At 37.0% G+C, this 13,604-nt stretch carries 13 protein-coding genes; 4 read left to right on the top strand and 9 right to left on the bottom strand.

Annotation, left to right across the window (positions count from 1 at the left end; genetic code table 11):
- Positions 1-105 precede the first annotated feature (105 nt).
- Both AC3WJF_RS05595 and AC3WJF_RS05590 read right to left on the bottom strand, forming a co-directional pair.
- Positions 106-903: an SDR family NAD(P)-dependent oxidoreductase gene (locus tag AC3WJF_RS05595; protein WP_492450140.1), complete on the bottom strand. Its 798-nt coding sequence runs from the start codon at positions 901-903 to the stop codon at positions 106-108.
- A 340-nt stretch (positions 904-1,243) separates the two neighbouring features.
- Entirely contained in the window at positions 1,244-2,209 is a 966-nt protein-coding gene (locus tag AC3WJF_RS05590; protein WP_492450139.1) for an MBL fold metallo-hydrolase, read from the bottom strand.
- Positions 2,210-2,757: 548 nt separating this feature from the next.
- Between AC3WJF_RS05590 and namA the strand changes: the two genes are divergently transcribed.
- Complete coding sequence (namA, locus tag AC3WJF_RS05585) at positions 2,758-3,780, top strand: NADPH dehydrogenase NamA (RefSeq protein WP_492450138.1); 1,023 nt, start codon at positions 2,758-2,760, stop codon at positions 3,778-3,780.
- A 44-nt stretch (positions 3,781-3,824) separates the two neighbouring features.
- Here namA and rnz read toward each other — a convergent pair whose 3' ends face one another.
- The gene (rnz, locus tag AC3WJF_RS05580; protein ID WP_492450137.1) at positions 3,825-4,751 is read right to left on the bottom strand and encodes a ribonuclease Z; all 927 of its coding nucleotides are present in this window, start codon (positions 4,749-4,751) and stop codon (positions 3,825-3,827) included.
- Between the two features lie 210 nt (positions 4,752-4,961).
- Here rnz and zwf point away from each other — a divergent pair, with 210 nt between their 5' ends.
- Positions 4,962-6,464 (top strand): glucose-6-phosphate dehydrogenase, encoded by a 1,503-nt coding sequence (gene zwf / locus AC3WJF_RS05575; protein WP_492450136.1) that lies wholly within the window; start codon positions 4,962-4,964, stop codon positions 6,462-6,464.
- Positions 6,465-6,596: 132 nt separating this feature from the next.
- Entirely contained in the window at positions 6,597-7,046 is a 450-nt protein-coding gene (locus AC3WJF_RS05570; protein ID WP_492450135.1) for a YueI family protein, read from the top strand.
- Here the strand turns inward: AC3WJF_RS05570 and AC3WJF_RS05565 are convergent.
- The 5 genes from AC3WJF_RS05565 to mce form a co-directional block, all read right to left on the bottom strand.
- Complete coding sequence (locus tag AC3WJF_RS05565; protein WP_492450134.1) at positions 7,043-8,275, bottom strand: DNA polymerase IV; 1,233 nt, start codon at positions 8,273-8,275, stop codon at positions 7,043-7,045. The genes AC3WJF_RS05570 and AC3WJF_RS05565 overlap by 4 nt on opposite strands.
- A 199-nt stretch (positions 8,276-8,474) precedes the next feature.
- Positions 8,475-8,954 (bottom strand): chemotaxis protein CheW, encoded by a 480-nt coding sequence (locus AC3WJF_RS05560; protein ID WP_492450133.1) that lies wholly within the window; start codon positions 8,952-8,954, stop codon positions 8,475-8,477.
- Positions 8,955-9,005: 51 nt separating this feature from the next.
- Positions 9,006-10,127, bottom strand: coding sequence for a tripeptidase T (locus tag AC3WJF_RS05555; protein ID WP_492450132.1), 1,122 nt, complete (start codon positions 10,125-10,127; stop codon positions 9,006-9,008).
- Positions 10,128-10,275: 148 nt separating this feature from the next.
- Complete coding sequence (locus AC3WJF_RS05550) at positions 10,276-11,823, bottom strand: acyl-CoA carboxylase subunit beta (protein WP_492450131.1); 1,548 nt, start codon at positions 11,821-11,823, stop codon at positions 10,276-10,278.
- A gap of 42 nt (positions 11,824-11,865) precedes the next feature.
- A complete protein-coding gene (mce, locus tag AC3WJF_RS05545; protein WP_492450130.1) occupies positions 11,866-12,267 on the bottom strand; it encodes a methylmalonyl-CoA epimerase in 402 nt (133 codons plus the stop codon).
- 352 nt (positions 12,268-12,619) lie between these two features.
- Between mce and prli42 the strand changes: the two genes are divergently transcribed.
- Positions 12,620-12,712 (top strand): stressosome-associated protein Prli42, encoded by a 93-nt coding sequence (prli42, locus tag AC3WJF_RS05540; protein WP_492450129.1) that lies wholly within the window; start codon positions 12,620-12,622, stop codon positions 12,710-12,712.
- A gap of 256 nt (positions 12,713-12,968) precedes the next feature.
- On the opposite strand, the gene AC3WJF_RS05535 is transcribed toward prli42, so the two are convergent.
- Entirely contained in the window at positions 12,969-13,436 is a 468-nt protein-coding gene (locus AC3WJF_RS05535; RefSeq protein ID WP_492450128.1) for a BrxA/BrxB family bacilliredoxin, read from the bottom strand.
- Positions 13,437-13,604: the final 168 nt, after the last annotated feature.

The following is a 13,604-nucleotide window of genomic DNA, read 5'->3' as shown; positions in this document are numbered from 1 at the left end:
TCTCTCTTTTCAATTAGACAGACTGCTATCAAAAAAAGTTTTACTTTTTATTTTTTTTTCAAAAAAAGAGCCGAAAAACGGCTCAAGAGTATATACCATTCACATTTATTTTTTATAAAATGCTTTGCCCCCAACCTTTTCAACAATTCTAGGAAACAAGGTGTACAGGATACTGCCCGCATTCATCCAACGAGGCAAATTGATTTCCCTTCTTTTTGTAAACATGCTTTGTACAATGATATTCGCTAATTTTTCCGGGTCTAGCATATACCGCTCGATACTTTGTATGTATGTTCCAGACTTATCTGCTGTATCAAAAAACCCGGTTGCAATTGGACCAGGATTAACCGTAGTTACAAACACATTGTATGGTGCCAATTCCATGCGCAAACTGTTGGAAAACCCGATAACGGCATGCTTTGTTGCTGCATATGCGCTTGATTTTGGCGTTGCTAATTTTCCAGCTTGAGAGGCAATATTGATAATATGGCCGGATTTTCTGTTTCTCATGAAAGGCAATACTTCCTTCGTACAAGCAATTAGTCCGATAACGTTTACGTTAAACATTCCTTGAATATCTTCAAGGGTTGCCTCATGTGCTTCATCGAAAATTCCGTACCCTGCATTATTAATTAGCACATCAATTGGACCGATTTCATCATTAATTTTTTCGAAAACGCAAGATATATCCTCCACAATGGAAACATCAAGCTTTTCCACAATACATTTTACAGAATAGCTTGTTTCAATCGTATTCTTTATGGTCTCAAGTTTTTCTAAGCTCCGTGCAAGCAACACGATGTTTGCCCCGCTTTTTGCAGTCGCAAACGCTATTTGCTCGCCAAGACCACCGGATGCCCCCGTGATTACAACCGTCTTCCCTTTTAATCTTTCATTAACCATATTTACCTCCATTTATTTTTAGACGGACTCCTAAAAGACATTTCCTCTCGAAGTTTCGCTCAAGTTGTCCTTTTATTACGTTCTAAAAGACATTTCCCCTCGGGGTTTCGCTCAAGTTGGCCTTTTGCTGCGCCCTAAAGGACATTTCCCTTCGAGTTTTCAGTCAAGTTGGCCTTTTATTGCGTTCTAAAAGACATTTCACTACGGGTTTCCTTGATTAGTGTCCTTTATCATTAGACATCATAAGTAATTATCAATTTATAGCATTTTTGATACACTTAAACCGGTTTTATTCGATACGAAGACTCCTATGGACCTAACCCATAACCCGGCATTACCATTAACCAACAGAAAAATAGGAAACTCCCTTTTCATCCATTGCTTTTCGAATTTCGCCAATAGATAATAAGAAGTCAAGTTGTGCAGTTGTTTCAGATAATGTCAATCCAAGTTCCTTTTGATAGACAGCAGGAAATAACCCCTTACAAATTTCATAAGTTGATAAAGACATGCCCTTTAGCATCTCTTTCACTTGCATGGAACGATCCTGCTGTCTTTGTAATCGGCGTTCGATTAATGGGTGAACTTTTGCTATATCCGCTCCGTGTCCTGTATAAGTCATCGTAATATTGTAATTCAATAATTTTTTTAAAGAAGAATTATACTGTAATTGCGGCTTAGGTCGTTCTTCCCCAGCAACTAATGGCGGTTCTAATAATGGATTTGATGAAATAGTCGCCAACACATGATCTCCGGCTATCAAAATACCATCTTTTCCTCGATAAAAAGACAGGTGACTTTGAGCATGTCCGGGGGTTTCCATCACCATCCATTCTACTAGCCCTGGAATATGGTCATTTTCCTGAATGGTATCCGTAATAGGTCGATACGCTCCGAACTTTAATGGCGCTTTCCATTGCTTCAAAAGAACCGGAAAATCTCCTTCAATACCGAATTCTTGGAACAATTGATAATAAAAGTGATCATGTGCAGCAAAGAAATTCTCATCTTCATTTAGCCACGGTACACAATAAGGATGCCCATATATTTGAATACCATCGGGGAGCCAATCCAAAAATCCGACATGATCTGGATGATGATGGGTTAATACTACTTGCTCAATATCTTCTGGTGTATAGCCTAATTGAGAAAGTTGAAAGGTAAAAATGTCCCATGCTTCCTTTGTTTTCACCCCTGCATCAATTAATGTTAAAGCTTCCCCTCTTATTAGATATACATTCACATCTCCCACCGCAAAAGGAGTAGGCACTGTTATTTTTGCTACATCACCATTCCATGTAACCACTTTGTTCCCTCCAACCCTAATTCTGATTATATAAAGCTGTTTTCGTACAGATTATTACTTTTAGTAAATTGCTATAAATACTAACGTTTTGGGCATCTTTTCTAAAAAATGCTAATTATACGTAACCAAATTATTTGTGAGGTTTCCTTTTACAAAATCAACAAAGTTTAGGATAAGATCCTTATATAATGAATGAAGTTTTTTGAAATGAATATGATACTTATATTGTAGTCTTTAAACAAAAGGATGTCATTATATTAAGATAGAACATGCATTTCTATGTAACATGGCAGCTACAAATTTGTAAGCAAGTTTCTTTTATCCAAAATGTGGCGTTGATATAATATACATAGGCTGTTTTCGCATATATTGTTGCTTTTCGTAAATTGTTATAAATTCTAACGTAGCCTAATATTCGGGGCATCTTTTCTTAAAAAGGTTAGTCATTCTTACCCTAAATAATGATGTTTACAAGGCTTTCTTTTACAAAAGCAACAAAATTCAAGAAAAGTGCCTTTACATAATTCAAAAATAGGAGGTATATTTTATTGACTGTGAAATTATTTGAACCATATAAACTTAAAAATGTCACACTAAAAAATCGAATTGTTATGTCTCCAATGTGCATGTATTCATGTTCTCAAGAAGACGGAAAAGTGACCGATTGGCACTATACACACTATACAAGCCGTGCCGTTGGGCAAGTAGGCTTAATTATCCTTGAAGCTACCGCTGTCACTCCACAAGGAAGAATCTCGCCGCAGGACTTAGGAATTTGGTGTGATGAGCATATAGAGGGCCTTGCAAAATTAGTGGGAATGATGAAGGAACACGGGTCAGTGACAGGAATCCAAATTGCACATGCGGGTAGAAAAGCAGTTCTAGACCAAGAAATTATTGCCCCTTCCCCAATTGCCTTCAATGAAAAAATGAAGACTCCAAAGGAAATGAGCTTGGAGGATATAAAAGAAACAGTTGAGGCATTTAAACAAGCTGCTCTACGTGCAAAGCAAGCGGGATTTGATGTCATTGAGATTCATGGAGCACATGGGTATTTAATTAACGAGTTTCTTTCTCCATTATCCAATCATCGTAAGGATGAATATGGTGGATCTGCAGAAAATCGCTATCGTTTCTTAAAAGAAGTAATCGAAGCAGTGAAATCGGTGTGGGATGGTCCATTAATGGTCCGGGTATCAGCGAATGATTACGATCCAGAAGGACTTGTGATTGAAGATTATGTACAGATTTGCAGATGGATGAAGGAGCAAGACGTAGATTTAATAGATGTAAGTTCTGGTGCCGTTGTTCCTGCTAGAATTAATATTTTTCCAGGCTATCAAGTAAAATATGCTGAAGCCATTAAACATGATGCTAATATCGATACTGGGGCAGTCGGACTTATAACATCACCTCTTCATGCGGAAGAAATTTTACAAAATGAGCGGGCAGATTTAATTTTTATTGCTCGGGAATTATTAAGAGATCCGTATTGGCCAAGAACAGCGGCAAAAGAACTTGGAGTGGATATCACATCTCCAGTACAATACGAACGTGGTTGGAATGTTTGACATAAAGAAGAAAAGAAATGGCCTTTGTTTGTGACAAGGCCATTTTACTTTTGAATGGGAACTGGAACTTCAAAAAAATCATGAGCAATACAGGTATTTGGAAAAATCTTTTTCGCCTCTTCAGTAAGCTGGATGGAATCTTCCATCCCATATCTAGAGCTAATATGGGTTAAACATAGCATCTTTGCATTAGCCTGTTTTGCCGTTAGCGCAGCTTGTGATGTAGTGGAATGAAAATACTCAAAAGCCATTTCCTCACTATCCGCAGAAAAGGTGGATTCATGGACAAGAACATCGGCATTTACAGCTAATTTCATTGCGTTCTCACATGTTCTTGTATCTCCTAAAATAGTGACTATTCGCCCCTTTAATGGTGGGCCGAGATAGTCTTCTCCACTAACGATATTGCCATTTGAAAGCTGAACCGATTCACCATTTTTTAATTTTGCATAAATTGGTCCAGGTGGTATTCCATCTTCTTGCAGCTTCTTTGCATCTAAAGTTCCCGGCATATCCTTTTCCGTTATTCGATACCCAAATGAAAGTACTGCATGATCTAATGTTGCCGCTTCAACGATAAATTGATCATCTTCGAAAATTATTCCTTCGTGAATCTCTACAATTCTTAAAGGATACTTCAGATGTGTATCACTAATTTTTAAAGAGACTTCTATAAATTCCCTAATTCCCTCTGGACCGTACACAGTTAGTTCTGTATTTCCGTTTTGAAAGGAACGGCTGCCGAGTAACCCCGGCAAACCAAAAATATGATCTCCATGTAGATGCGTAATAAAGATTTTTTCGATTCTTCTCGGTTTTAAGGTTGTATGTAAAATTTGGTGCTGGGTTGCTTCCCCGCAATCAAATAACCAGACTGCTTTTCGTTCCTCCAGTAATTTCAATGCAATGGAAGTAACATTTCTTAACTTAGCGGGAATTCCTGCACCAGTTCCTAAAAACAATAATTCCATGAATAAGCCCTCCCATTACTTCTTTCCATAAATAATACCATAATGACTCAATAATCTTCTATTTTGCGAACGAAATTGCAAATATATTGCTATTCATGGGCTCAAACGATAGAATTATGAAAATGTAGGGACTTTTATTAACTTTGATGTATTAGTAAGAATTTAAGGCACTATATTAGTAGGAAGATAAAAAGGAGAGGTAATACTATTATGAGATCCACTGAAATTCCATCGTCATTGATCATGATTTTTGGAGCAACAGGCGATTTAGCGAAACGCAAACTTTTCCCATCCCTTTACCATTTGTATCAAAAAGGAAGACTAGGTGATAATTTTGCTGTCATCGGCACAGCTAGGCGTCCATGGACACATGAAGAATTACAAGAAAATGTAAAAGACTCGGTTCTAACGTCTATCGGAAAAAGTGAGAATATCGATGAGTTTATCTCTCATTTTTATTATCAAGCACATGATGTGACTAATAGTGAATCATACATAGAATTAAGAAAATTGGCCGTTCAACTTGACGAACAATATTCATTAAATGGAAATAGAATATTTTATTTAGCGATGGCTCCGGAATTCTTTGGAACGATTGCAGAACATTTAAAAACAGATGGTTTAAATGATACAAAAGGATTCAAACGATTAGTGATAGAAAAGCCATTTGGACATGATTTAGAATCAGCTAAGGTATTAAACTCCCAAATAAGAAAAGCTTTTAATGAGGAAGAAATCTATCGTATAGATCATTACCTCGGGAAAGCAATGGTGCAAAATATTGAAGTAATTCGCTTTGCGAACGCATTGTTTGAACCGTTATGGAATAATCGATACATCTCCAATATTCAAATAACATCCAGTGAAATTCTTGGTGTGGAAGAGCGGGCAAGATATTACGAAAAGAGCGGTGCATTGCGTGATATGGTTCAAAATCATATGCTGCAAATGGTTGCACTTCTTGCAATGGAGCCACCAATCAAATTATCGACAGATGAAATACGCAGTGAAAAAGTCCGTGTATTCCGTGCTCTCCGTCCTATTGAAGGGGATGATGTAAGTGAATATTTTATTCGCGGCCAATACAGTGCAGGTCAAAACGAGGGTCAACATGTGCCAGGCTATCGTGATGAATTAAATGTAGATCCTTCTTCCAATACCGAAACATTTGTGGCTGGAAAAATAATGATAGACAATTTTAGATGGGCTGGTGTTCCATTTTATATTCGAACAGGAAAAAGAATGGAAACAAAATCAACTAAAATTATCATTCAATTTAAAGATATCCCGATGAACCTGTATTACAATACGGAACAGCAATTAGCACCTAATTTACTAGTAATCCATATTCAACCAGAAGAAGGGATTACATTGCACCTTAATGCAAAAAAATCTGGTCAACATATGGAAACAACTCCGGTTAAATTAAATTTTTCCAATACTAGTACACATGGAATTAACACACCGGAAGCATATGAAAAACTTTTGGATGATTGTTTGCGTGGAGATGCGACAAACTTTGCTCATTGGGATGAGGTTGCTCTATCATGGAACTTTGTGGATAAAATATCTGATAGTTGGGAGCACAAAAAACAAGCGGATTTCCCTAACTACGCATCTGGCACCATGGGCCCAAATGCATCCGATACGCTCCTTGAAAAAGACGGCTATTTCTGGTGGCCAGTAACTAATTTAGATATTGATGATTGCTAATAGCTAATAATGATGTGACCCCATGCAAAAAAGTATCATGGGGTCTTTTTTAGCAAAATTGGAACATAAACATCCTTTAATGCTTATTTTGTATATAGAGTAAGGAACAATATCTATAGGAGGTACATTCTCTTGAGAAACCCTAGCCTCGATGATTATTTAGAAAAGGGCCTATACGGAGAAAAACAGATAAAGCCAGAAGAAAGGAAAAAATTTTTAGGTACTTTAAGAGAGAGAATAATTGTTGCATTAACCAAAAGTCAGGTGATGGAAACAAATATTTATTCCGAGGTGGAACATTTCATTAAAGATCATCCGGATGCAAGTCTATTGGTGAATGGTGATCTTAGTTACTCATTCATTTCTAAATATATCCAAATAGCTAAGAAAAACGGAACTTCATTTTCCATTGTTACCAATCATACAAGTGGAACGAATATTGGCTTAGTTTTGACACTTGATTACGCGATTGATAAAGATGATATTTTTATTTATAAAAATAAAATTCCTCTGAAGGATACAAGCAAAAAAAAGGAAGGATTATGGTCCTCCCTTAAAGGTAAATTAAAGAAAAAAAGTTAAAATTGATGTTCGTCATTCTTTTGGATAGGCTGTTTCTTTCCCTTAAGAGAAACCCCTTTTGTTACAACATGTTCTCCAAACTTTGAACGTAGTTTTTCCATCACATTGTAAAGGGGTTCTTTCTTCGCTACTTTTTCATAAGAAAATAAATCTAATTGCTCGACTGCCTGGAGACGTTCCACTAGATCCTGTCCGGTAACTCCTAAAAGCCTAACAGGGTTCCCGTTCCAATGCTTTAAAAACAAATGCTTTGCAGCTGATAAAATATCCTCAGATTTATTAATTGGATTTTGCAGTTTTCGACTACGGGTAATCGTTTGCCGATTTTTATAGCGAATAGTTATCGAAACATTTGTCGCAAAATACTCTTTCACTTTTAATCTATTTGAGGTCTCTTCCGCTAACTTTTTTAAATAAGCCAACAGATCATGCTGGTTTGCAATATCTTTCGGCAAAGTCAACGAGCTACCTACACTTTTAGAATCATTAGCGGCTTCAGGATCTACCTTTCTTTTATCCTCACCATTTGCCCTTTCCTTTAATTGCAATCCTCTTATTCCTAGTAGATGACGCAAGTGAATATCATTCGCCTTTGCCAAATCCCGTATTTTCTCGATTCCAAATGCCAATAATTTTTCAGCTGTTTTTTTTCCTATCCCATGCATTTCTATCAATGGTAGCGGCCACAGCTTATCAGGAACATCTCTTTTTCGTAAAATAGTGATACCCATTGGCTTTTTCATGTCAGAGGCCATTTTAGCGAGGAACTTATTTGGAGCAATCCCAACACTACACGGAAGATCAAGTTCTTGAATTAATTGCTTTTGGATTTTTTCCGCAATCTCGATTGGAGTACCGAATTCACTGCTTTCTGTGATATCCACATATCCTTCATCAATAGAAACAGGCTCAACAAGATATGAATATTGCCTTAAAATAGCAAACATGGCTGATGATGCTTCACGATAACGGTGAAAATTTGGCCTCAAGATAATTAATGGTGGACAAAGCTTTTTAGCTTCCCAAACAGTCATAGTTGTTTTCACACCAAATTTTCTAGCCTCATAGCTACATGTAACCACAATGCCCCTTCTCTCTTCAGGATTCCCCGCAATAGCTAGCGGTTTCCCCTTAAGTGAAGGATCATGGGCCATTTCAACGGCAGCAAAGAAACTATTCATATCAACATGGAGAATGACTCTTCCATTTTTAGGATAAAATTGATTCACGTAATACACTTCCTATAAGAAAAGCCGAAGCGCCGACAGATTTCGTAGTCTTCGTCGCAAGATTTAGGCAACACAGCGAGGGACGAGTCGATGCCCCTTATCGAAGGAAGAAGACGTAGAAATCTGCTAACCAATAGGCGCTACAGCTAGACATAAAAAATAATTCATTATTAAAATGTAATTAAATACAATGAAAAATTTATTGCACCTCTTGTGCATATTCCTTCATGTAGTCTTTAATTTCTTTTATTCCTTCTAATGTAGAGACAAGTACATTAGGATCAATTATAGTGATTAATTTATCTTGTAAGTTTGCAACACTGGAAAAATAAGCTGTTTTTTTATAAGCAAGTAAGCCAATTTGCTTTAAAGACTCATTCGCAATATCAAGAATTTCTTTTGCTTCTTTCACTAGTAATCCAATCGATAATTCATCTGTACTTAAGACAATCATTCGAACTTCATCATTTTTTTCTAAAGGTTGTTGATACAGTACCATTTCAAAATCAATAACCGGAATTAATTCCCCTCTTGATTTAACAATACCCTTTACGAATGAGGGTAGATGGGGAATCGGTGTAATACCTTCATTTTTTTCAATTGAAACAACATATTCCACAGGTATTCCGTATTCTTCATTCCCAACCTGAAAAACGACTGATTTACTGCTAGATGACACAAAAAACTCCTCCTAAAAGAGCAGACCAATGAGATGGTCTGCTCACTTTCATTATTCTCCGGCAACTTCCTGAACAATCGCAACGACCATTTCTGAAAGTTTGACTAGTTCCTCGATTGGCATTCTTTCATTCGTTGTATGAATTTCTTCGTAACCAACGGCAAGATTTACTGTTGGAATTCCAAATCCCGCGATTACATTGGCATCACTACCACCACCGCTTTGTTCCAGTTTACATTCACGGCCAATTTTTGCAGCAGCTTTCTTTGCCACTTCCACCACTTGGTCTCCATCTGCAAATTTAAAACCTGGATACATTATGTGAACTTCAACATCTGCCTTCCCGCCCATTTCCTTAGCAGCAGCTTCAAATGCCTCTTTCATTTTTGCAACTTGTGCTTCCATTTTCTCAGGAACTAATGAACGTGCTTCTGCAAGTATATCAACACGGTCACATACAATATTCGTTGCTTGTCCACCTTCGAAACGTCCGATATTCGCAGTCGTTTCCTCATCAATCCTGCCTAAAGGCATTCTGGATACTGCTTTTGCAGCGATGGAAATTGCAGATATTCCCTTTTCAGGTGCAACTCCTGCATGAGCTGTTTTTCCGTATAATACTGCTTTAATTTTTGCTTGAGTTGGTGCAGCTACTACAACATTACCAACTTTGCCATCGCTATCTAAAGCGAAGCCATATTTTGCTTTCAATAAAGATGAGTCTAGCGCTTTTGCCCCTACTAAACCAGATTCCTCGCCAACCGTAATAATAAATTGGATAGTACCATGTTCAATATTTTGTTCTTTTAGAACACGGATTGATTCAAACATTGCAGCAAGACCTGCTTTATCATCAGCACCTAAAATAGTCGTACCGTCTGTTACCACATAACCATCTTTAATGGACGGTTTTACACCATTACCAGGTACAACCGTATCCATATGGGAAGTGAAATAAATCACATCAGCAGTTGATTTTGAACCTTTTAACGTACAAATTAAATTACCTGCACCATGTCCTGTCTGAGATGTAGTATCGTCTTCGAAAACCTCCACACCAAGGTCTTCAAATTTCTTTTTTAGAACCTTTGCAATTTCTGTTTCATTCTTAGTTTCGGAATCGACTTGAACTAATTCCAAAAATTCGTTTAATAAGCGCTCTTGATTAATCATTGAATATACCTCCAGCTATGTAATAAAATTTCGATATAAATATAGAAGCTTAAGTTAATTACTCCATTAGTATATCGCTATTTCTTCACATGGACAATTAAAGTTTCCCGGTGATTAATATAATCATTTCACCTCGCTTTTATCCAAATTATAAAGGAATATTCCCGTGCTTTTTATATGGCCTATCTTCTTGTTTGTTCCGTAGCATTTCTAATGCTTGAACAATTTTCATTCGCGTTTCCCGAGGATCAATGACATCATCCACCATCCCTTGTGAAGCAGCTATATATGGATTGGCAAATTTTTCACGGTACTCAGCTATCTTCTGTTTTCTTGTTTCTTCCGGATTGTCACTGCTTGCAATTTCTTTCGCAAATATAATATTTGCTGCACCCTCTGGTCCCATTACTGCTATTTCTGCATTTGGCCATGAATAAACAATATCTGCTCCTATTGATTTACTGTTTAGCGCAACATATGCACCGCCATATGCTTTTCGTAGAATAACAGTGATTTTGGGAACTGTTGCCTCTGAGTATGCATATAGAATTTTCGCACCATGGCGGATAATCCCACCATGCTCCTGCTTAATCCCTGGGAAAAATCCAGTTACATCTTCAAAAGTAATTATCGGAATATTGAATGAATCACAGAAGCGAATAAAACGCGATGCTTTATCTGATGAATCAATATCCAAGCCACCGGCCATGAATTTCGGTTGATTACAAACTAGGCCAACCACTTCACCACGGATTCGTGCAAATCCTACTACGATGTTTTTAGCAAATTCCCTTTGCACTTCAAAGAAGGAGTCCGTGTCCACTACTTGCTCAATTACTAATCGTACATCATAGGGACGAACGGCATCAAAAGGTATGGTATCCGTTAAATCTGGACGATAATCATCCCCATCCCATGAATTCTTATTTGCCTTTTCTTTACTATTTTGCGGTAGGTAACTTAATAACATTCGTACCATTTGCAAAACTTCTTCTTCTGACCCGGCACGAAAATGGGCATTTCCGCTAATGGTGTTATGTACTTTTGATCCGCCAAGATCTTCTGAAGATATCTTTTCACCTGTTACCGTTTCAATTACCTTTGGACCGGTAATAAACATTTGACTTGTTTCATCGACCATAAATACAAAATCTGTAATTGCAGGAGAATAGACAGCTCCACCTGCACAAGGTCCCATAATCACAGAGATTTGCGGGATAACTCCAGAATAAATAGCATTTCTATAAAAGATATGGCCATAGCCATCTAACGAAACAACCCCCTCTTGAATTCGTGCACCGCCAGAATCATTAAGACCAATAAACGGTGCACCATTTTGGGCTGCTAAATCCATAACATTCGCAATTTTTTTGGCATGCATTTCCCCTAAAGCTCCGCCGAAAACAGTAAAATCCTGTGAAAACAAATAAATTGGACGTCCATTAACTTTTGCATAACCCGTTACAACACCATCTCCCGGGCCTTTTACATCACCCAGACCAAAATCATGTCCGCGATGCTCAATAAATGCGTGAAGTTCTACGAAGGAACCAGGATCTACTAATAACTCAATTCTTTCTCTAGCAGTTAATTTGCCTTTCTGATGTTGTTTTTCAATCTTATCATCGCCACCACCGAGTTCAATTCCTCTTTTACGATCATAAAGCTCATTGATTTTCTCATAAATATCTGTCATTTAATCTTCCCCCTGCTGTGTAATAAATCCGTAAATTCCCCATTAATTATCTTTATCGCAAAGCTCATATAATACGCCATGTCCAGATTTTGGATGTAGGAATGCGACTTTCGCTCCATGTGCACCAAGCTTTGGAACGTCTTGAATCATGCGGATACCATTTTCCTTTAAATCCGTTATCCGTTCCTCAATATTATTTACTCCAAATGCTACATGGTGTAACCCCTGTCCCTTTGTTTCAAGGAATTTCGCAATTGCACTAGTTTCGGTTAAAGGCTCAAGCAATTCTATTTTTATATTTCCTACATCAATAAAAGCTACTCGAACATTTTCTGATGCAACTTCTTCTATACCCAAACACTTAAGTGAAAGCGTTTCCGTGTAAAAAGGTAATACCTCCTCTATGGATCTTACAGCTATACCAATATGATCGACGTTTTTCATTTATGTATTTCTCCCCCTTGCTGCTACAATCTATTATTATACTTATACAGACATTGTCGAAAATCCTGCTTATTATATGATTTTACTCAAATTGCCTTATTTCGTTCAGAATAGTGCTTGTCACCTGCTCCATTCACTACTAAAATAAACATTAGGTAAGGCTGTTTTCATATAGATTGTTGTTTAACGGCAATAGCTATAAATGCTGATGCAGACTTGTTTCGGAGCATCTTTTCTTAAAAAGGTAATTCATTCTTTACCTTAATAAGGATATTTATGAGATTTTTGCCTATAAAAACAACAAAAATTAAGAAAAGAGCCACAGGTAAAGGATAATCAAGGAGTGATAAAAATGTCAAAAAAGACTCAAAAAATTGTAGTCTATTTGATGCTAATTGCCATGATTGCCTCAACGCTCTTAGCTGGTCTAGCATATCTTCTTTAAATAAGGCTGTTTTCGTATAGATTGTTGTTTTTCGTAAATTGTTTTAATTACTAATGTAGACCAGATTCGGGGCATCTATTCTTATAAAGCTTATTTATATTAACCAAAATAAGATGTTACCTAAGTATTCCGTATTAAAAAAGCAACAAAGTTTAAGAAAAGAGCCTTAAATAATAGAAAAGCCCAATGTATCTTTTACGAATACATTGGGCTTTTCATTATTAAAAACAAAATCAATTCCAGGTTTTTTTATGTTCTATACTTCCTCACAGTATTTATCAAATGTTTCTTGTAATTTATTTACAACAGACATTGGATCATGTCCTTCGATTTCGTGTCTTTCCACCATTGTGCAAAGCTTACCGTCTTTTAAAAGTGCAAAAGATGGTGAGGATGGAGGATATCCAACAAAGTAGCTGCGTGCCTTCTCTGTAGCCTCTTTATCTTGACCAGCAAATACTGTTACTAATTGATCAGGGCGTTTATCATAATGTACAGCATGTGCAGCCGCTGGGCGTGCAATCCCGCCAGCACATCCACAAACAGAATTTACTAAGACAAGTGTTGTACCTTTTTGTTGTAAAGCTGCTTCTACTTCGTCCGCTGTTTTCAATTCATTATACCCAGCACTTACAGCCTCATCACGTGCTTGACGAACGACATCATTCATAAATATATTAAAGTCCATACTCTTTGATTCGCTTCCTTTCCTATCATAACTCATCTTAATAATAACAGGTTTTTCATCTGATTATCAAATTATCTAGTTTAAATTTTCAAGAAAGAATGTTTAAGAATTTCTAATAGGGGTAATATATTAATACATCTAGATCCATACCCCTAAACTCCCTAGATGTTTTTTGGATAGCGGAATAATACGCTATCCTTTTTT

It is taken from the genome of Heyndrickxia sp. FW510-T9 (assembly GCF_058781025.1).
This window is presented reverse-complemented; position numbering and strand designations above follow the sequence as displayed.